We start from the raw sequence: 17,601 nt of genomic DNA, 5'->3' as shown, positions 1-17,601 counted from the left end.
GGACGCGCTGGCGGGCGCTGCCGCTTCGGCAGCGGGAGCTGGCGGCGGCGTCAGCCGCACCCGCAGCTCCGGCACCTCGGTGCGCCGCTCCTTCCACGGCAACTCCAGTCCCGGCAGGTCCAGGCCGTCGCCGAAGGTCAGGCTCAGGATGAGCGCGTGCACCAGCAGCGAGATCGACCAGGCGAAGGTTTGCCGGCGCGGCTCGGACACCAGCCAGCCGCGCGGCCGCCAGCGGTAGGCCAGCACCGCCGCCAGCGGGGGCAGCGGCCTTCTCACGGGCGCTTCGGGGTCCTTCGCGGTGTGCATCGGGCGCATTGTCTCGTCCAATACGGCGCGCCCGCGGGGCGACGGCCGCCGCGAGGCGCACATCGCCAGTTTTTTTTCAGGGCCGCTGTCGATTCCGGGCGCCGTCGACCGTCGTCCTGGTCAGATGGCGGCCGGGCGCGCGGCCGCCCTGACGCTTCCCCGGTTCGCGCAAAGGAAAACACCCATGGCCACGAACGGCAGACCCCAGGGCCCCGCGTCCTATTTCCCCTCGATCGAAAAGAAGTATGGCCAGCCCATCGACCACTGGATGGGCGTGCTGCGCCAGGCCGGCCCGCGCAAGCACATGGAGCTGGTGGCGCAACTGAAGACCGACCACGGCCTGGGCCACGGCCACGCCAATGCGCTGGTGGCCTGGTTCCTGGCCCGCCAGCCGTAAGCTGGCGCTCACAGCTTCTCCGTCTCCCCCGCCTTCGGCTGCCACTTCATCAGCCGCTTCTCGATGCGCCCCACGAACGCATCCAGCACCAGCGCGAAGGCGGTGAGCACCAGGATGCCCGCCATCACCGTGTTGATGTCGAACTGCCCCTCGGCCTGCAGGATGAGGTAGCCCACGCCCTGCGATGAGCCGAGGTATTCGCCCACCACCGCGCCCACGAAGGCCAGGCCCACGCTGGTGTGCAGCGAGCTGAACACCCAGCTCGTGGCACTGGGCAGGTACACGTGGCGCAGCAGCTGCTTCTGGCTGGCGCCCAGCATGCGCGCATTGGCCAGCACCACCGGGCTCACCTCCTTCACGCCCTGGTAGACGTTGAAGAAGACGATGAAGAACACCAGCGTGACGCCCAGCGCCACCTTGGAGCCCATGCCCAGGCCGAACCACACCGCGAAGATGGGCGCCAGGATGATGCGCGGCATGGAGTTGAGCGCCTTGATGTAGGGCTCCAGGATGGCCGAGGCCATGGGCGAGAGCGCCAGCCACAGGCCGCCGGCCAGGCCCGTGACGGCGCCGATGCCGAAGGCCATCAGGGTCTCGGCCAGGGTGATCCACAGGTGCACGTAGATGTCGGCGTCGCGCACGAACCAGGCCCAGATGCGCACGAAGATCTTCAGCGGCTCGCCGAAGAAGAACGCGGCCTGGCGGTCGTTGTCGAACATGAAGGTGGGCACCAGGCCCGGTGTGGTCATGACGTGCCAGAACACGAAGATCAGCACCAGCAGGGCCAGTTGCCACAGCGTGAGGTTGCCCGGGCGGGGCTTGAGGAACTTCCACATCGGATGAAGGGCCACCCTCAGGCGACCTTGCGCAGTTGTTGCTGGTAACCCTTGAGCACCTCGTCGCGCAGCACGGCCCAGATGGCGGCGTGCAGCTCGAGGAAGCGCGGCGTGGTCTTCACCTCGGCCACGTCGCGCGGGCGCGGGATGTCGATGGCGAAGTCGCCGATGGGGCGGCTGGCCGGGCCGGCCGACATCACCACCACGCGGTCGCTCATGGCGATGGCCTCGTCGAGGTCGTGGGTGATGAACAGCACCGCTTTCCGTCCGTGACCCCCATGCGCTTCGCGCTGTCCCCCCGAGGGGGAGCGCGCCGAGCTTGGGGCGGCCCGGCGCTCGTCGCCCGCCCACAGCTCCAGCACCTCGTTCTCCATCAACTGCCGCGTCTGGATGTCCAGCGCGGAGAAGGGTTCGTCCATGAGGATGATGTCGGGGTCGAGCACCAGCGTCTGCGCCAGTGAGGTGCGCTTGCGCATGCCGCCGCTCATCTGGTGCGGGTAGCGGTCGCCGAAGCCGCCCAGGCCCACGCGGCGCAGCCAGTCGTCGGCCTGCTCGCGGGCCTGGCGCTCGGCCACCCCCCGGAACTGCAGGCCGGCCATCACGTTCTGCAGCGCGGTGCGCCAGGGCATCAGGCTCTCGCTCTGGAACATGTAGCCCGCGCGCGGGTTGATGCCCTGCAGCGGTTCACCAAAGATGCGCGCGCCGCCCTTGCTGGGCTCCAGCAGACCGGCCGCGACGTTGAGCAGCGTGCTCTTGCCACAGCCGGTGGGCCCCACCACGCTGACGAACTCGCCCGCGCCCACGGTCAGGTCCACGTGTTCCACCGCCGTGTAGCGCTGGCCGGGGGCGTCCTTGCTGATGAAGGTGCAGGCCACGTCCTGCAGTTCGATCGCCGGTGCCGACATCTCAGCCTTTCGGGTACTTGTTGTTGGCCTTCTGCGCGAAGCTGTTGGTGTAGACCGCGTTCAGGTCGAGCTTGGCCTTGGCGATCGCCGGGTCCACGCTGCCCAGGGCGCGGAAGGCGGTCTCCGAGCCCTTGGCGGGGAAGGTGCCATCGGGCGACAAGGCCTTCTGCGCGGCCAGGAAGCCGTCGATGTACACGGCGCGGTCGCCGAGCAGGTAGCTCTCGGGCACCACCTTGATGATGTCGCCCGGGCCGGCTTTCTGAATCCACTTGTTGGCGCGCACCATGGCGTTGGTCATGGCCTGCACGGTGTTGGGGTTCTTGTCGATGAAGGCCTGCGGGCAGTACAGGCAGCCGGCGGGCATGGGGCCGCCGAAGACCTTCTCGGCCTCGCTCACGATGCGCGTGTCGGACACGATCTTCAGATCGCCCGAGCGCTGCAGCAGCGTGATGACGGGGTCGAGGTTGCTGATGGCGTCGATCTGGCCCGCGCGCATGGCGGCCACGGCGCCGTTGCTCGCGCCCACGCCGACGATGCTCACGTCGCTGGGCTTCAAGCCCGCCTTGGCCAGCACGAAGTTCACCAGCACGTTGGTGGAGCTGCCCGGCGCGGTCACGCCGATCTTCTTGCCCTTGAGGTCGGCCACGGTCTTGAAGTTGGCCATGGTCTTGGGGTTGACGCCCAGCACGATCTGCGGTGCCAGCCCCTGCAGCACGAAGGCGCGCATGGGCTGACCCTTGAACTGCATGTTGACCGTGTGCTCGAAGGCGCCCGAGACCACGTCGGCGCTGCCGCCCACCACGGCCTGCAGCGCGCGCGAGCCGCCGGCGAAGTCGACGATGGTGAGGTCCAGGCCCTCGTCCTTGAAGTAGCCCAGTTGCTCAGCGATGGTGAGCGGCAGGTAGTAGAAGAGGTTCTTGCCGCCCACGGCGATGGTGCACTTGGGCTTCTCGATGCCCTGCGCGAAAGCGAAGCGGGGCAGGCTGGCCGCGGCGAGGCCGCCGGCGACGAAGTGGCGTCGTTGCATGTCTTGTCTCCTGAGGGCGAAGGCGGGTGGTCCCGCCGGGAAGGGTGCGCGTCGATGATAGACCGGGGGGTGTGCCCCTCGCGCCGCGCGGGGTGGGGGATTGCCCTAGCGCGCGCGGTACCCCAGTGCCGCCGACAAGCGCTCGCCTTCTTCCTTCAGCACCGCCACGATGGCGCGCACGCGCTCCTCGTCCACGCGCACGCCGGGGCCAAACACCGCCAGTGAGCCCTTCACCTGGCCGTCGCCGCCGAAGTAGGGCACGGCCATGGCGACGGCGCCCTTGATGAGCTCGTCGCGGCTGATTTCGAAGCCCTGCTCGCGGATGGTCCGCAGGCGGTCGAGGTAGGCCACGAGGTCCCTGTCGCGCGCGCCTTCGCCCCCCAGGTAGGCCTCGGGCGAGGCCACGTGCGCCAGGATCACTCGGCCGCTGGCGCCCAGGGTTACGTCGGTGCTGTAGCCCACGCCGCGCTTGAAGCTCAGCGGCTGCGCGCTGGGCAACTCGGCCACGCAGGTGCGGATGGCGCCCTGGTGGACCAGCAGGGACACGGTCTCGCCCGTGGCCTCCCACAGCCGGCGCATCATGGGCTGCGCCACGGTGGCGATGTCCAGGCCCGCGCCCCACACGTGCGCCAGGTTGGCCACCGACGGGCCCAGTTCGAAGCGCTGCGGCTCGCCCGAGGACACGATGAAGCCCTTGTGCTCCAGCGTGCGCAGCAGGCGGTACAGCGTGGGGCGGCTCAGGTCCACCCGTCTGGCCAGTTCGCCCGCCGTCAGGCGGTGGTCGGTGGCCGTGAAGGCCATCAGGATGTCCAGCGCCCTGTCCACTGCGCGGACACCTTCCCCTGCTTTTTCGGCCGATTCCATGGTCTTGCCCTTGGTGACTCGCTGGCTGTCGATGTTACGCAGTCATACTGTCCATCTGGCGGACATGATGATCGTCTGTTGACACAGATCAAGCGTGTCCACATAATGAACCAACTGTCCACCACGAGGACAATGACCCGCAGGAGATGTTGGATGAACAAGGAAATGTCCGAGACGCTGACCCGCGTCGGCCCCGGCACCCGCATGGGTGAACTGCTGCGCCGCTACTGGGTGCCCGCGCTGGCGTCGAAGGAGATCCCCGAGGCCGATGGCCCGCAGGTGCGCGTGCAACTGCTGGGAGAGAAGCTGCTGGCCTTTCGCAACACGGACGGCAGGGCCTGCCTGATCAGCGAGTTCTGTTCGCACCGCGGCGTGTCGCTGTATTTCGGCCGCAATGAGGAAAACGGCATCCGCTGCGCGTACCACGGCGTCAAGTTCGACGGCGACGGCAAGTGCGTGGACGTGCCGTCCTCGCCGCAGTCCTGCGCGCGCATGCACATCAAGGGCTACCCCTGCGTGGAGCGCGGCGGCATCGTCTGGGCCTACATGGGCCCGGCCGAGCACCAGCCCGCGCCGCCCGAGATCGAGTGGTGCACGCTGCCGGACAGCCACGTCTACGTGTCCAAGCGCCTGCAGTACAGCAACTGGCTGCAGGCCATGGAAGGCGGCATCGACACGGCGCACGTGTCCTACGTGCACCGCTACGAGGTGGACACCGACCCCATGCACCAGGGCGTCAAGGCGCTGGACTACATCAAGGCCGATGGCAACGTGGTGTTCGAGATCGAGAAGACGCCCTATGGCCTGGGCCTGTTCGGCCGCCGCAATGGCGAGCCCGATTCCTACTACTGGCGCGTCACCCAGTGGCTGTTCCCCTGGTTCACGCTGATCGCGCCCTTCGGCGAGCACGCGCTGGGTGGCCACGTGTGGGTGCCCATCGACGACCACCACTGCTGGGCCTGGAGCATCAACTGGCAACCCTTCCGTCCGCTGTCGGCCGAGGAGCGCGCCGCCATGGAAGCCGGCCAGGGCATCCACGTGGAGTACGAGGCGCCGGGCAGCTTCGTCCCCAAGGCCAATCGCGACAACGACTACGGCATGGACCGCGTGGCGCAGCGCGAAAAGCGCTCGTACAGCGGCGTGTTCGGCTTCTCCGCGCAGGACTACTCGCTGCAGGAAAGCATGGGCCCGATCCAGAACCACGAGGCCGAGCAGCTGCTGCCCACCGACAAGGCGATCGTCATGGCGCGGCGCATGCTGTCGGAAGCGGCGCTGGGCATCGAACAGGGCATCACACCACCCGCGCTGGACGCCAGCCAGCAGCGCGTTCGGCCCGCCGGCGTGCTGCTGCCCAAGGAGCAGAACCCGGTCGAATGGGCCAGGGAGCATCTGGCCAACAGCATCGACAAGCCGGTGTTCAGCCTGTGAAGGCCTGAGCCGGTATCACCCAGCCAACCACAGGAGACAAGACATGTTCCCACGCCGATCCCTTCTCGCCGCCGCCCTGTTGGGCGTGGCCGCCGCCAGCCCCGCATGGGCGCAAGGCGCGGCCGACTGGAAGCCCAGCAAGCCCGTGCGCATCATGGTGCCCATCGTGGGCAGCACCAACGACGTGCTCGCGCGTCTGGTCGCGCCCAAGCTGCAGGAGGTGTTCGGCCAGCCCTTCGTGGTGGAGAACAAGGGCGGCGCGGGCGGCAACATCGGCACGCTGGACGTGGTGCGCTCCGCGCCCGACGGCCACACCCTGCTGGTGGGCTACAACGGGCCGCTGGCCATCAACGTGAGCCTCTTCAGCAAGATGCCCTTCGATCCGCTGAAGGACCTGGCGCCGATCACGCTGGCGGTGAAGTCGCCGCAGTACCTGGTGGTGAACCCGGCCACGGGCATCACCAGCGTCAAGGATTTCATCGCCACGGCCAAGAGCAGCCCGGAGAAGCTGAACTACGGCTCGGTCTCGGTGGGCAGCGCCTCGCACCTGACGATGGAGATGATGAAGTCGGAGGCCGGCTTCAACATCACGCACATTCCTTACCGGGGCGCGGCGCCCGCGGTGTCCGACCTGGTGGCGGGCATGGTGCAGACCGGCTTCTTCGTGCCAGGCAACGTGCAGGGCTTCGTGAAGGAAGGCAAGCTGCGACTGCTGGCCAGCACCGGCCTCACGCGTTTTCCCAGCACGCCGGACGTGCCCACGCTGGCGGAGTCGGGCCTGAAGGACTTCGAGGCCACCTCGTGGATCGGCTTCCTCGCGCCGGCGGGCACGCCGCCGAACATCATCAAGCGCTACAACGACGAGATGGTGAAAATCCTGAAGTCGCCCGACATCCAGGCCCGCCTGCACGAGATGGAATTCGAGGTGGTGGCCAGCTCGCCGCGCGAGTTCGGCCACTGGATCGCCTCGGAGACCAAGCGCTGGGGCAAGGTCGTCAAGGACATCGGCGTCAAGCTGGATTGAGGGCGGCATGGCATCGATGCGACTGGCTGGCCGGGCGGCCATGATCACGGGGGGCGGTGCCGGCATCGGCGCGGCCGCGTCGGCCCTGTTCTGCCGCGAGGGCGCGGCGGTGGCGATGGTGGACGCCGATCCGCAGGCGCTGGAGCGCACGCGCGCGGCCATCCTCGAGGCGCAGCCCGAGGCGCGCCTGTTGTGTGTCGCGGCCGACGTGTCGGACCCGGCGCGGGCGCAGGCCGCGGTGGCCCACTGCCTGGACGAGTGGGGCGCGCTGGACGTGCTGGTGAACAACGCCGCCATGCGCAACTACCTGCCGGCGGCCGATGTGTCGCCCGCCGACTGGCAGGCCATCGTGGCGGTGAACCTGGCGGGCATGTCCAACTACTGCCAGGCCGCGCTGCCGGCGCTGCGCCGCTCGCGCGCGGGCGCCATCGTCAACGTGTCCTCGTGCTACGCCGTCACCGGGCGGCGCGGCATGGCGCTGTACGACGCCACCAAGGCCGCGCAACTGGCCTTCACGCGCACGCTGGCGTTCGAGGAATCGGCCCATGGCGTGCGCGCCAACGCGGTGTGCCCCGGCTCCACGCTGACCGATTTCCATGTGGGCCGAGCCACGGCGTCGGGCAAGAGCGTCGACCAACTGCGCACCGAGCGCAAGGACACCTCCCTCATCGGCCGCTGGGCCAGCCCCGAAGAGATCGCCTGGCCGATCCTGTGGCTGGCGTCGGCCGAGGCCTCGTTCATCACCGGCACCACGTTGATGGTGGACGGCGGCCTGCACATCATGTGAGGCGCGCGATGACGACTCCCACGCTCAAGGCCCGCGTCCACTGTCTGCGCTACGAAGCGCGCGATGTGGTCAGCGTCGAGCTGCGCCCCGAACACGCGGGCGTGGTCTTTGCGCCGCACGAACCCGGCGCGCACATCGACCTGCACCTGGGCAATGGCCTGGTGCGCAGCTACTCGCTGCTCAACCCGGCCGGCGAGGCGGGGCGCTACGTGGTCGGCGTGCTGAAGGACCGCAAGAGCCGCGGGGGCTCGGCTTTCGTGCACGAGCAGTTGCGCGTGGGCCAGGTGCTGGACATCTCGGCGCCGCGCAACAACTTCGCCCTGCACGAGTCGGCCGGACATTCGGTGTTCGTGGCCGGCGGTATCGGCATCACGCCCATCCTGTGCATGCTGGAGCGCCTGTCGGCCTTGGGCCGTTCGGCGGATCTCATCTACTGCGCGCGCTCACGCGCCGATGCGGCCTTCCTCGAGCGCCTGAACGATCTGGCCTCGCCCACGCTGCGCGTGCACTGGCACTTCGACGACGAGGCCGGCGGCCCGCCCGACCTGCGCGCGCGGCTGAACCCATACGCCAAAGACAGCCACCTCTACGCCTGCGGCCCTGGGCCCATGTTGGACGCCTTCCTCTCGGCTTGCGAGGCCCTGGGCCTGGCGAACGCGCACATCGAGCGCTTCGCCGCCGCGCCTGCGCCGGCCGAGGCACCCGAGGCCGCCACCTTCACCGTGGAACTGCGCCGCAGTGCGCGGCGCATCGAGGTTCGCGCCGACTGCTCGGTGCTGGACGCGATGCTGGAGGCCGGGCTGTCGCCCGACCACAGTTGCCGCGAGGGCCTGTGCGGCGCCTGCGAAACGCGCGTGCTCGAAGGCGAGGTGGACCACCGCGACAGCATCCTCACCGAGAGCGAGCGCGCGGCGAACCAGTCGATGATGGTCTGCGTGTCCCGCTGTCGCTCGGAACGCCTCGTCCTCGACGCTTGAAACGAGGCCCCCACGCTCCGCCGCTGCGCGGGTCGCTGCCCCCCGAGGGGGCTGATCCGCCTTGGGGCGGCCCGACGGCGGATCGCTCAACCCACCGGCAGCCCGTCCACGAAGACCTTGAGCTCCTCGGGCGCGAAGGGCGTCCACACCTCGTTGCTGGTGAGCGGCGTGGTCACGATCACCGCCGCGCGGTCGCCGGGCTGGTTGAGGTCGGCGAAGTTCACCGTCCAGTCGCGGTCCTTCAGCGTGGCCTGCGAGAAGGGGTGCTGGCGCACCAGCCAATGCAGCTTCGTGCTGCAGTGGGCCCACAGCGCCTCGCCGTTGGAGAGCAGGAAGTTGAAGGTGCCGAAGCGGCGCACCTGCGGCACCAGCTCGCGCAGGGTGTGGGTGAGCTCGTCCACGCTGGGCAGGCCGGCGTGCGACTTGGCCAGTTCCTGCATCAGCCAGCAGAAGGCGCGTTCGCTGTCGGTGCTGCCCACGGGGCGGAAGTGGCTGTGCAGATGGGGCGCGTAGTCTTTCAGGTCGCCGTTGTGCGCGAACACCCATTGCCGACCCCACAGCTCGCGCACGAAGGGGTGGGCGTTCTCCAGTGCCACCTCGCCGATGGTGGCCTTGCGCACGTGGGCAATGATGTTGCGGCTCTTGAGCGGGTAGCCCTGCAGGAAGGCCGCCATGGGCGAGTCGTGCGCGCTGCGGTGGTCGATGAACAGGCGCAGGCCCTTGCCCTCGAAGAAGGCGATGCCCCAGCCGTCGGCGTGGTGGTCGGTCTTGCCGCCGCGGTCGCAAAAGCCCGTGAAGCTGAACGACGCGTCCGTGGGCGTGGCGCAGTTGAGTCCCAGCAGTTGGCACATGGGCGGATTCTGCCTCGTCGCCGGCGGCTCAGGCCGGACCGGTCTGCCGCTCGGGCGGCGGCGGCACCGGTGGCGCTGGCGGCTTCAGTCGCATGGCGGCCACGAGGGCCAGCGCGCAAATGGCCGCGAGCATGAGGAAGGTCTCGTCGAAGGCCGCGATGCGCGCGGGCGTGGTCGGCGATGCGTCGAGCGGTGCGCCGTGCGCGGCCAGGCGCCATTCCAGGAAGATGCCGCACAGGCTCACGCCCGCGGCGCCGCCCAGCATGCGCAGGAAGTTGATGACGCTGGCGCCCTGCGGGATGTGGGCCGGGCCCAGCCCGCGCATGGCGCCGATGTTGAGCGAGGGCAGGATGAAGCCCAGGCCGATGCGCCCGACGATGGCCCAGATCACCAGCAGCGGAATGATGCGCGCCGCGTGCTCCAGGCGGATGGTGACCATCAGCGCGAACGAGGCCGCCAGCAGCACCAGGCCGATGCTGACCAGGCGGTGCGTGGGCTGGCGGTCGGCCAGGCGGCCCACGGCGGCGATGCTGATGGCCAGCACCAGGCCCGACGGCAGCAGCACCGTGCCCACCACCGACGGCGAGAGCTGCAGGCCCATCTGCATGTACACCGGCAGCAGGTAGGTGGAGCCGAACAGCGCCAGGCCGTAAATGAAGGCCACCAGGCTGCCCATGGCGAAGCGGCGGTCGGCGAACAGGCTCAGGTTCATCAGCGGTTCGGGCCCGTGCGCGTGGCGGTGCGTGTGCAGCATGCGCCGCGCGAGCCAGATGAAGCCCACCAGCAGCGCCACCGCGCCCAGCAGCAGGCTGGCGGCGGTGAGCGGCGTGCCGCCCTGCAACTCCACCAGGCCGTTGAGCAGGCACAAGGTGCCCGCGCTGGCCAGCAGCAGGCCGCGCCAGTCGAGCGCGGCGCCGGCGCGGTTGGCCTCGGCGCCGCCCGGCGCGGTGGTGGGAATGAGCTTGCGCGCCAGCCACAGCGAGACGATGCAGAACGGCACCACCATGAAGAAGATGGAGCGCCAGCCGAACCAGTCGACCAGCACGCCACCGATGCTGGGCCCCAGCGCCGGGGCCAGCACCACGCCCATGCCGAAGATGCCGCTGGCGCGGCCCTGTTCGCTGGAGTCGAAGGCGCGCAGGATGATGATGGCGGGGATGGGCTGCACCACGCCCGCGGCCAGGCCCTCGGCCACGCGCGCGGCCAGCACCAGGGGGTAGTCGTTCGCCAGGCCGCCGGCCACGCCGCCGGCCAGCAGCAGCCACATGCAACCCGAGTAGGTGGCGCGGTAGCCGTAGCGCGCCAGCAGCCAGGGCGTGGTCAGCATGGACACGGTCATGGCCGCCATGAAGCCCGAGGTGACCCACTGCGCGCGCTCCTGGCCGAGCGTGAAGTGATGGCTCATGTCCGGAATGGCCACGTTGACCACCGTCGACGACATGATGGACGCCATGGTGCCCACCATCACCGCGAGCAACAGCAGCCAGCGGTAGCGCGGGCCGTAGCGCTCGCGCAGCGCGGGCAGGCCGTGGGGGTTGGGGGTGGGCGCCGGTGCTTCGCTCATGAGGATGGCGCCAGCGCCTTGCGCACACAGGCCTGGCAGATGCAGGCCGTGCGGCGCGCCGCCTCGGGGATGCGGGCGAGCAGCTCGGGGGTGAAGGTTTCGCTCACGCACCAGCACGGGGGCTGAGGCTCGCCCGTGGCCTTCTCGATCTCCACCGCGCAGCGGTTGTCCCCGCCGCACAGGGGGCAGCGCGTGGCGTCGATGGGGAGGGCGGGTGGCGTAGGCATGGCGCGGGGGTGCGCGCCATTGTCGCCGCTGCGCGGGCCCGGTGGCCTCAGACGCCGGCCACCGCCCCGTCGCTGCGCGGGTCGGCCGCGCCCTCGATGACGCCATCGGCCCGCCGCACCAGCGCGCCCGCATGGCCCATGGTGTCGCTGAAGGGCTCGTCCAGCACCTCCACCACGTGGCCGGCGTCGGCCAGTTGGCGCACCAGTGCCGGGTCGAAGCGGCTCTCCAGCTTGAGGGAGGTGCTGCTGGCGCCCCAGGTGCGGCCCAACAACCAGCGCGGTGCGCTGACGGCCTGTTGCAGCGGCTGGCCGAAGCGCGCGTAGCGGGTGAACACGGCGGCCTGCGTCTGCGGCTGGCCTTCGCCGCCCATGGTGCCGAAGGGCATCACGCGGCCATCGTCGAACAGCGCGAGCGAGGGGTTGAGCGTGTGGAAGGGCTTGCGGCCGGGCTCCAGCACGTTGAGCGCGCGCGGGTCCAGCGAGAAGCTGGTGCCCCGGTTCTGCCAGCAGATGCCCAGGCCGTCGAGCACGGTGCCCGAACCGAACTCCCAGTACACGCTCTGGATGAAGCTCACCGCGCGGCCTTCGCGGTCGACGACGCCCATCCAGATGGTGTCGCCCGGCGCGCTGGGGTCGGGCCAGGGCAGGGCGCGTTTCGCATCGATCTGCGCCGCGAGCGCGGCCAGCGCCGCGGGCTCGAGGTGGGTGCGAGGGTCTTCGGGCAGGCGGCCGGGGTCGGTGACCACGCGGTCGCGCACGCGAAAGGCGCGCTTGGTGGCTTCCACCAGGCCGTGCAGGTGGGCAAAGGACTCACCTTCGCTGCCCCCCACGCCGAGCTGCTCGAACAGGCCCAGGATCATCAGCGTGGACAGGCCCTGCGTGGGCGGCGGCAGGTTGTAGACCGTGCTGTCGCGCAGCTTCACCGCCAGCGGTTCGACGAAGGCGGCGCGGTAGGCCGCGAGGTCTTCGGCACCGACGGGGCTGCCCACGCGCTGCAGCGCGGCGCCGATGCGCGCGCCCAATTCGCCGCGGTAGAAGTCGTCGAGCCCGTGCGTGGCCAGGTGCCGCAGGGTGTCGGCCAGGGCCGGCTGGCGCAGCCGGTGGCCCACGGGTGGGGGTTGGCCATCGGCCAGGTAGGTGGCGGCGAAACCCGGGGCGGTGCCGAGGCCGTCATTCAGCTTGGCGCGCGTGAGCGCGGCCTGGCTGGCCGTCACGGCCACGCCCTCGTGCGCGTGGCGGATGGCGTCGCCCAGCAGACGCGGCAGGTCCAGCGTGCCGCCCCAGCGTGCGGAGACCTCGAGCGCGCGCGCCCAGCCCCCGACGGTGCCGGCCACGGTCAGCGCGGCCAGCGGGCCGCGCGAGGGAATGGCCTCGACGCCCCGATAGAAATCCGGCGTGGCCCGGCGCGCGGCGGGGCCGCAGGCGTCGATGGCGCGTACCGGCTGTCCGGGCTCGTGGATGAGCCAGAAGCCGTCGCCGCCGATGGCGTTCATGTGCGGATAGACCACCGCGATGGTGGCGGCCGCCGCGACCATCGCCTCGACGGCGTTGCCGCCATCGCGCAGCACGTCGCGTGCGGCCTGGGCGGCCAGGTGGTGGGGGGCCACGGCCATGCCGCCCAAGGCCCTGAGGGTGTGAATCACGCCGATGTCTCCAAGGTGGTGTCAGGCGAACAGCCCGGCGAACATGCGCAGCGAGGTCAGCGCGAGAAAGAGCGCGAAGACCTGGCGCAGGCGCCGGGCATCGATGCGGTGCGCGAGTGTCGCACCCCAGCCGGTGGTCAGCAGCGTGGCCGGCACGATGAGCGCGAAGCCCACGGCGTTGACGTAGCCCAGGCTCAGGGGCGGGCGCAGCGGCACGCCCAGGCCGTTGATGACGAAGGCCAGCGCCCCGGGCACGCTGATGACCGTGCCCAGCAGCGCGCCCGTGCCCACCGCGCGGTGCATGGGCACGCGCAGCGCGTTGAGAATGGGCACCGACAGGGTGCCGCCGCCGATGCCCATGAGCGTGGACAGACCCCCGATGCCGCCACCGATGAAGGCCGTGCCCAGCGTGCCGGGCAAGCCGTCGTGCAGCGCCACACCGTCGCGCTTGAAAGCCATGTTCAGCGCCACCAGCAGCGCCACGCCCGCGAACACGGCCGTGAGCGCGCTGCCCTTGAGCAGGCCGCTGGCCACGGCGCCCAGTCCCACGCCCAGCACCACCCAGGGCAGCAACTGGCGGATCAGCGCCGGGTCCAGGCTGCCCTTGCGCCGGTGGGCGCGGCTGGACAGGATGGAGGTCGGCACGATGGTGGCGAGCGAGGTGCCCACGGCCACGTGCATGCGCACGGATTCGTCGACGCCGAGCAGCGTGAACAGGTGGTAGAGCACCGGCACGATGACGATGCCGCCACCGACGCCGAGCAGGCCGGCGAGCACGCCCGCCACCAGGCCGGTGGCCAACAGGGCTGCCGCCAGCCCCAGCAACCAGGCGGTGCTGTACTGATCGAAGAAGGCCATGCGTGTCTACCAGCCGATGGCCTTGGGCAGCCAGGTCGCGATGGAGGGGAACTGGAACACCAGCAGCAGCGTGATGGCCTGCAGCAGGATGAATGGCAGCACACCCTTGTAGATGTCCTTGATGTTGACGCTCGGTGGCGCCACGCCCTTCAGGTAGAACAGCGCCCAGCCGAAGGGCGGCGTCAGGAAGCTCGACTGCAGGTTCACCGTGATCAGCATCGCCAGCCACACCGGGTCCACGCCCAGGTTGATGAGGATGGGCAGGAACAGCGGCACCGCGATGTAGCTGATCTCGATCCATTCCACGAAGAAGCCAAGCACGAAGATGATGGCCATGAGGAACCAGATGGCTGTGTTCACCCCGCCGGGCAGCCGCTCGAACATCGCGGCGATCAGCTCCTCGCCCTGCAAGCCGCGGAACGACAGCGCGAAGACCTGCGCCGCCATCAGGATGAACATCATCAGCGCGGTGATCTTGCTGGTGTCCAGCGCGGTCTCCTTCAAGGTCTTCCAGCTGAAGCGGCCCAACAGCGCGGTGATCAGCACCGCACCCACGGCGCCCATGCTCGCGGCTTCGGTGGGTGCGGCCACGCCGCCCACGATGGAGCCGAGCACCGCCACCACCAGCATCACCGGCGGCACGAGCACCTTGAAGAAGCGCACCCAGAGCTCGCGACGCGAGACCGCGTCGCGTTCCTCCAGCGGCAGCGCAGGCATGCTCGCCGGGCGAAGCCAGCCCATCACCACCAGGTAGACGATGTACACGACAGCCAGCAACACGCCCGGGCCCACGGCGGCGGCGAACAGCGTGCCCACCGACAACTGCATGATGTCCGAGAGCAGGATGAGGATCAGGCTGGGCGGAATGATCTGGCCCAGGGTGCCGGACGCGCAGATCACGCCGCAGGCGACGCTCTTGTCGTAGCCGCGGCGGATCAGCGTGGGCAGCGTGAGCAGGCCCAGCGTGATGATGGTGGCGCCCACGATGCCGGTGGTGGCACCCATGAGCACACCGAACAGCACGATGCCGATGGCCATGCCGCCCTTGAGACCACCGGCCAGGTGGCCCATGACGTCGAGCAGGTCGTCGGCCAGGCGAGATTTCTCCAGCATCACGCCCATGAACACGAACAGCGGGATCGCCATCCACTGGTAGCCGCCCACCACGCCGTAGAAGCGGGCGGGCAGCAGATTGAACAGCGTGTCGCCGAAGCCGAGCCAGCCGAACAGGAAGCCCGTGACCGCCAGGCTCACGGCCACCGGGATGCCGATCATCAGCATCACGAAGAAGCCGCCCAGCATCATGAGGGCGTAGGTGTGCATCTCAAACACGCGCGTCTCCTTGGCTCGACGCGTGGCCGCCCGGGCTCAGCAGGCGCCCCAGATGGGCGAGCTGCTGCAGCACGAGCAGACCGTAGCCCAGCGGGATCAGCGCCTTGATGGCCCAGCGGTAGGGCAGTCCGCCGGGGTCGGGCGACTGCTCGTTGATCGCGTAGGCCTGGCCCACGTAGGCCATGGACAACTTGATGAAGGCCAGGCTCACGGCGATCAACAACAGCGCAGCGGCCACGTCGACCGCGCGCTTCAGGCCTGGTGAGAATCGCGAATAGAACAGGTCGACGCGAACGTTCTCGCCACGCTGCAGCGCGTGGCCCATGCCCAGCAGGATGAGCGCCGCGAGCAGGTGCCATTCCAGCTCCTGCGCCCACACCGAGCCGAGGCTGAAGGCATAGCGCAGCAGCACGTTGGTGGCCACCAGGCCGATCATGGCCAGCGCGATCCATGCGGTGAGCGCGCCCGTGCGGTCGATCAGGCCTTCGATGAACGCGGCCAGTGGCCGCAACGCCTTGAGCATGAACCTCGCTCCCGATCAGCCGCGCACCTTGAGGTGGTAAGCCTCTTCGCTGATCTCGCTCCAGCGGTCGTACTTGGTCTTGAAGGCGAAGTAGGAGTCGTGCACCTTCTTCGTCAGCGGGTCCTTCACGGCCTCGGCCAGCACCTTCTCGGTCTCGGCCTTCAGGGCCTTGATCACGTCATCGGGCAGAGGCCGCGCGGTCACGCCCTGGTTCTTCACCAGGTCTTCCATGGCCTCCGAATTGGCCTTCTGGCACCAGCCCTCGCTGATCACGTTGCAGGCGGCAGCCGCGTTGCTCACGATGGCCTGCAGGTCCTTGGGCAGCTTGTCCCAGGCGGCCTTGTTGATGAGCAGCTCCGACACGGTGGAGGACTCGTGCCAGCCGGTGGTGTAGTAGAACTTGGCCGCCTTCTGCAGGCCCAGGCGGCGGTCCTGGAAGGGGCCCACGAATTCGGCCGCGTCGATCACGCCGCGCTCCAGCGCCGGGAAGATCTCGCCGCCGGGCAGCACCTTTACGTCCACCCCCAGGTTGGCGTACACCTTGCCGGCCAGGCCGGGAATGCGCATCTTCAAACCCTTGAAGTCGGCGACCGATTTGATCTCCTTCTTGAACCAGCCCGTCATCTGCACGCCGGTGTTGCCACAGGGCATGGCCACCATGCCGAAGGGCGCGTAGACCTCGTTCCACAGTTCCTGGCCGCCGCCGTCGTACAGCCAGCCGTTCATGCCCTGGAAGTTCAGGCCGAAGGGTACGGCGGTGAAGTACTGGGCAGCGAACGTCTTGCCGGTCCAGAAGTAGCTGTTGGCGTGGTTCATCTCCACCGTGCCGGCGCGCACCGCATCGAAGCCCTCGAACGCGGGGATGAGCTCGCCCGCGCCGAACACCTGGATGTTCAGGCGCCCGTCGGACATCTCGCGGATGCGCTTGGCCAGGTCGGTGGCGCTGCCGGGGCCGTCCATGTAGAACGGTGAACCCTTGCCATAGGCGCTGGTCATCTTCCAGTTGAAGCGCGCCGTTTGCGCGTGGGCGAGCACGGGTGCGCCGAGCGCGCTGGTGGCGAGGGCGGCGCGGGAGAGGAATTGGCGGCGGATCAGGGCCATGGAAGACGCTCCTGTCAGGTGGGTGGGTTGAGGAGGTGACGTTTGTCAAGCGACAGACACCCTCATTCGCAAAGCCCGTGCCACGTGGCGTTTGCCGCTGGCGCAAGGTGCACTCGACGCCCGCCCGTGCCACAGGCTTGCGTTTGGTGCGAATCCGTGCCGCTGCGCACCTGCCAAATGTTCAGTGCAAGGCCGCCGAACGATCGTTTGTCAAGCGCATGGGTGGTGGCCGGGACCCGGTTTCATGCCTCAGGCGAGAGGCGACCAACTGCACTGAACAAATGGCACCGCCGCACGCCAACGGTGCGCCCGCACCATCGCGGGCCGTTCACCCGGTGATCACAGCCGGGCCCCCCCGCGGCGGTTCTTCACCCGCGTCAGCAGCGTCTTGCAGTCCACCGATACGATCTCCGGCCGGTTGAACACGTGCCGGCGCACGAAGGCCTCGAAGCTGGCCGCGCTCTCGGTGAGCGCGTGCACGTGCAGGCTGCGCAAGTCGCTCATGATGTAGAGGCTCACCACCTCGGGGCAGTCGGCCAGATCCTGCGCGACGCGCTCGATCGCCGCTGGCGTGACCACGATGTCCAGGAACGTGGAGTTCACCTGGCCGAGCTTCTCGGGGTTGATGACGGCCGCGAACAGTTCGATCACGCCATTGGCCTGCAGCGCCTGCACCCGTGCGCGGGCGTGCGCGCGGGAGATGCCCAGGTGGCGCGCCAGTTCGGCAAAGGAAGCGCGTCCGTCTTTGACAAGGATGTGGAGCAGGGCGCTGTCCAGTTTGCTCAGGCCCAGGTCGGCGGGGAGGGGTGATGGGTTCATGCTGGGGCTTAGCAACCCGCGAGCCAAGCACAAGTACCGACCCGGAAACTCCCCGGGGAACCGCCGCCACAGCGTGTGGCAGGCACTTGACCGTCATTCGGCCTAGTCGACCGCCCAAGCCGGCTGGCCCTA

At 69.3% G+C, this 17,601-nt stretch carries 19 protein-coding genes; 5 read left to right on the top strand and 14 right to left on the bottom strand.

Annotation, left to right across the window (positions count from 1 at the left end; translation table 11 throughout):
- On the bottom strand, positions 1-306 hold a 306-nt coding region (locus VLG41_RS03830; protein WP_325348070.1), incomplete at its 3' end, for a hypothetical protein.
- Between the two features lie 184 nt (positions 307-490).
- On the opposite strand from VLG41_RS03830, the gene VLG41_RS03825 reads away from it, so the two are divergent.
- Complete coding sequence (locus VLG41_RS03825) at positions 491-703, top strand: DUF4287 domain-containing protein (RefSeq protein WP_325348069.1); 213 nt, start codon at positions 491-493, stop codon at positions 701-703.
- Positions 704-711: 8 nt separating this feature from the next.
- On the opposite strand, the gene VLG41_RS03820 is transcribed toward VLG41_RS03825, so the two are convergent.
- The 4 genes from VLG41_RS03820 to VLG41_RS03805 all read right to left on the bottom strand — a co-directional run bounded on the left by VLG41_RS03820 (position 712) and on the right by VLG41_RS03805 (position 4,335).
- Entirely contained in the window at positions 712-1,539 is an 828-nt protein-coding gene (locus VLG41_RS03820) for an ABC transporter permease (protein WP_325348072.1), read from the bottom strand.
- Between the two features lie 17 nt (positions 1,540-1,556).
- Positions 1,557-2,444, bottom strand: coding sequence for an ABC transporter ATP-binding protein (locus VLG41_RS03815; RefSeq protein ID WP_325348068.1), 888 nt, complete (start codon positions 2,442-2,444; stop codon positions 1,557-1,559).
- Position 2,445: 1 nt separating this feature from the next.
- A complete protein-coding gene (locus tag VLG41_RS03810; protein ID WP_325348067.1) occupies positions 2,446-3,471 on the bottom strand; it encodes an ABC transporter substrate-binding protein in 1,026 nt (341 codons plus the stop codon).
- Positions 3,472-3,576: 105 nt separating this feature from the next.
- Positions 3,577-4,335 carry an IclR family transcriptional regulator gene (locus VLG41_RS03805; RefSeq protein WP_325348066.1) on the bottom strand — a complete coding sequence of 253 codons (759 nt, stop codon included), beginning with the start codon at positions 4,333-4,335 and terminating at the stop codon, positions 3,577-3,579.
- Between the two features lie 153 nt (positions 4,336-4,488).
- Here VLG41_RS03805 and VLG41_RS03800 point away from each other — a divergent pair, with 153 nt between their 5' ends.
- Genes VLG41_RS03800 through VLG41_RS03785 form a run of 4 tightly spaced genes read left to right on the top strand, consistent with a single transcriptional unit; the run spans position 4,489 to position 8,551 of the window.
- Positions 4,489-5,763 carry an aromatic ring-hydroxylating dioxygenase subunit alpha gene (locus VLG41_RS03800; protein WP_325348065.1) on the top strand — a complete coding sequence of 425 codons (1,275 nt, stop codon included), beginning with the start codon at positions 4,489-4,491 and terminating at the stop codon, positions 5,761-5,763.
- Between the two features lie 43 nt (positions 5,764-5,806).
- Entirely contained in the window at positions 5,807-6,787 is a 981-nt protein-coding gene (locus VLG41_RS03795) for a tripartite tricarboxylate transporter substrate binding protein (RefSeq protein WP_325348064.1), read from the top strand.
- 7 nt (positions 6,788-6,794) lie between these two features.
- Positions 6,795-7,574: an SDR family NAD(P)-dependent oxidoreductase gene (locus VLG41_RS03790; RefSeq protein ID WP_325348063.1), complete on the top strand. Its 780-nt coding sequence runs from the start codon at positions 6,795-6,797 to the stop codon at positions 7,572-7,574.
- Positions 7,575-7,582: 8 nt separating this feature from the next.
- The gene (locus tag VLG41_RS03785) at positions 7,583-8,551 is read left to right on the top strand and encodes a PDR/VanB family oxidoreductase (protein ID WP_325348062.1); all 969 of its coding nucleotides are present in this window, start codon (positions 7,583-7,585) and stop codon (positions 8,549-8,551) included.
- A gap of 86 nt (positions 8,552-8,637) precedes the next feature.
- Here the strand turns inward: VLG41_RS03785 and VLG41_RS03780 are convergent, their stop codons facing one another.
- The 9 genes from VLG41_RS03780 to VLG41_RS03740 form a co-directional block, all read right to left on the bottom strand.
- Entirely contained in the window at positions 8,638-9,402 is a 765-nt protein-coding gene (locus VLG41_RS03780; protein WP_325348061.1) for a class II glutamine amidotransferase, read from the bottom strand.
- A gap of 28 nt (positions 9,403-9,430) precedes the next feature.
- On the bottom strand, positions 9,431-10,966 hold the full coding sequence (locus tag VLG41_RS03775) for an MFS transporter (protein WP_325348060.1): 1,536 nt from the start codon (positions 10,964-10,966) through the stop codon (positions 9,431-9,433).
- Positions 10,963-11,193 (bottom strand): cysteine-rich CWC family protein, encoded by a 231-nt coding sequence (locus tag VLG41_RS03770; RefSeq protein WP_325348059.1) that lies wholly within the window; start codon positions 11,191-11,193, stop codon positions 10,963-10,965. Before VLG41_RS03770 ends, VLG41_RS03775 begins: the two co-directional genes overlap by 4 nt.
- Positions 11,194-11,240: 47 nt before the next feature.
- Positions 11,241-12,836 (bottom strand): gamma-glutamyltransferase family protein, encoded by a 1,596-nt coding sequence (locus tag VLG41_RS03765; RefSeq protein WP_325348058.1) that lies wholly within the window; start codon positions 12,834-12,836, stop codon positions 11,241-11,243.
- Positions 12,837-12,857: 21 nt separating this feature from the next.
- Positions 12,858-13,694, bottom strand: a complete 837-nt coding sequence (locus VLG41_RS03760) for a sulfite exporter TauE/SafE family protein (protein WP_325348057.1) — start codon at positions 13,692-13,694, stop codon at positions 12,858-12,860.
- Positions 13,695-13,700: 6 nt separating this feature from the next.
- Positions 13,701-15,017, bottom strand: a complete 1,317-nt coding sequence (locus VLG41_RS03755; RefSeq protein ID WP_325348071.1) for a TRAP transporter large permease subunit — start codon at positions 15,015-15,017, stop codon at positions 13,701-13,703.
- A gap of 1 nt (position 15,018) precedes the next feature.
- Positions 15,019-15,549, bottom strand: a complete 531-nt coding sequence (locus tag VLG41_RS03750) for a TRAP transporter small permease subunit (RefSeq protein ID WP_325348056.1) — start codon at positions 15,547-15,549, stop codon at positions 15,019-15,021.
- A gap of 15 nt (positions 15,550-15,564) precedes the next feature.
- Positions 15,565-16,650 (bottom strand): TRAP transporter substrate-binding protein, encoded by a 1,086-nt coding sequence (locus tag VLG41_RS03745; RefSeq protein ID WP_325348055.1) that lies wholly within the window; start codon positions 16,648-16,650, stop codon positions 15,565-15,567.
- Between the two features lie 339 nt (positions 16,651-16,989).
- Positions 16,990-17,469 (bottom strand): Lrp/AsnC family transcriptional regulator, encoded by a 480-nt coding sequence (locus tag VLG41_RS03740; protein ID WP_325348054.1) that lies wholly within the window; start codon positions 17,467-17,469, stop codon positions 16,990-16,992.
- Between the last annotated feature and the right edge of the window lie 132 nt (positions 17,470-17,601).

It is taken from the genome of Hydrogenophaga sp., assembly GCF_035481345.1.
In the GTDB taxonomy this organism is placed as follows: Bacteria; Pseudomonadota; Gammaproteobacteria; order Burkholderiales; family Burkholderiaceae_C; genus Hydrogenophaga.
The sequence above is the reverse complement of the archived record's forward strand: the minus strand, read 5'-3'. Positions and strand labels throughout refer to the sequence as shown.

Excerpts from the sequence above, each read along its gene's own strand:
- VLG41_RS03750 (WP_325348056.1), bottom strand. The coding sequence starts at position 15,549 with ATGCTCAAGGCGTTGCGGCCACTGGCCGCGTTCATCGAAGGCCTGATC.
- VLG41_RS03740 (WP_325348054.1), bottom strand. The coding sequence starts at position 17,469 with ATGAACCCATCACCCCTCCCCGCCGACCTGGGCCTGAGCAAACTGGAC.
- VLG41_RS03745 (WP_325348055.1), bottom strand. The coding sequence starts at position 16,650 with ATGGCCCTGATCCGCCGCCAATTCCTCTCCCGCGCCGCCCTCGCCACC.
- VLG41_RS03800 (WP_325348065.1), top strand. The coding sequence starts at position 4,489 with ATGAACAAGGAAATGTCCGAGACGCTGACCCGCGTCGGCCCCGGCACC.
- VLG41_RS03820 (WP_325348072.1), bottom strand. The coding sequence starts at position 1,539 with ATGTGGAAGTTCCTCAAGCCCCGCCCGGGCAACCTCACGCTGTGGCAA.
- VLG41_RS03825 (WP_325348069.1), top strand. The coding sequence starts at position 491 with ATGGCCACGAACGGCAGACCCCAGGGCCCCGCGTCCTATTTCCCCTCG.
- VLG41_RS03785 (WP_325348062.1), top strand. The coding sequence starts at position 7,583 with ATGACGACTCCCACGCTCAAGGCCCGCGTCCACTGTCTGCGCTACGAA.
- VLG41_RS03770 (WP_325348059.1), bottom strand. The coding sequence starts at position 11,193 with ATGCCTACGCCACCCGCCCTCCCCATCGACGCCACGCGCTGCCCCCTG.
- VLG41_RS03795 (WP_325348064.1), top strand. The coding sequence starts at position 5,807 with ATGTTCCCACGCCGATCCCTTCTCGCCGCCGCCCTGTTGGGCGTGGCC.
- VLG41_RS03805 (WP_325348066.1), bottom strand. The coding sequence starts at position 4,335 with ATGGAATCGGCCGAAAAAGCAGGGGAAGGTGTCCGCGCAGTGGACAGG.
- VLG41_RS03780 (WP_325348061.1), bottom strand. The coding sequence starts at position 9,402 with ATGTGCCAACTGCTGGGACTCAACTGCGCCACGCCCACGGACGCGTCG.
- VLG41_RS03760 (WP_325348057.1), bottom strand. The coding sequence starts at position 13,694 with ATGGCCTTCTTCGATCAGTACAGCACCGCCTGGTTGCTGGGGCTGGCG.
- VLG41_RS03790 (WP_325348063.1), top strand. The coding sequence starts at position 6,795 with ATGGCATCGATGCGACTGGCTGGCCGGGCGGCCATGATCACGGGGGGC.
- VLG41_RS03775 (WP_325348060.1), bottom strand. The coding sequence starts at position 10,966 with ATGAGCGAAGCACCGGCGCCCACCCCCAACCCCCACGGCCTGCCCGCG.
- VLG41_RS03815 (WP_325348068.1), bottom strand. The coding sequence starts at position 2,444 with ATGTCGGCACCGGCGATCGAACTGCAGGACGTGGCCTGCACCTTCATC.
- VLG41_RS03810 (WP_325348067.1), bottom strand. The coding sequence starts at position 3,471 with ATGCAACGACGCCACTTCGTCGCCGGCGGCCTCGCCGCGGCCAGCCTG.
- VLG41_RS03755 (WP_325348071.1), bottom strand. The coding sequence starts at position 15,017 with ATGCACACCTACGCCCTCATGATGCTGGGCGGCTTCTTCGTGATGCTG.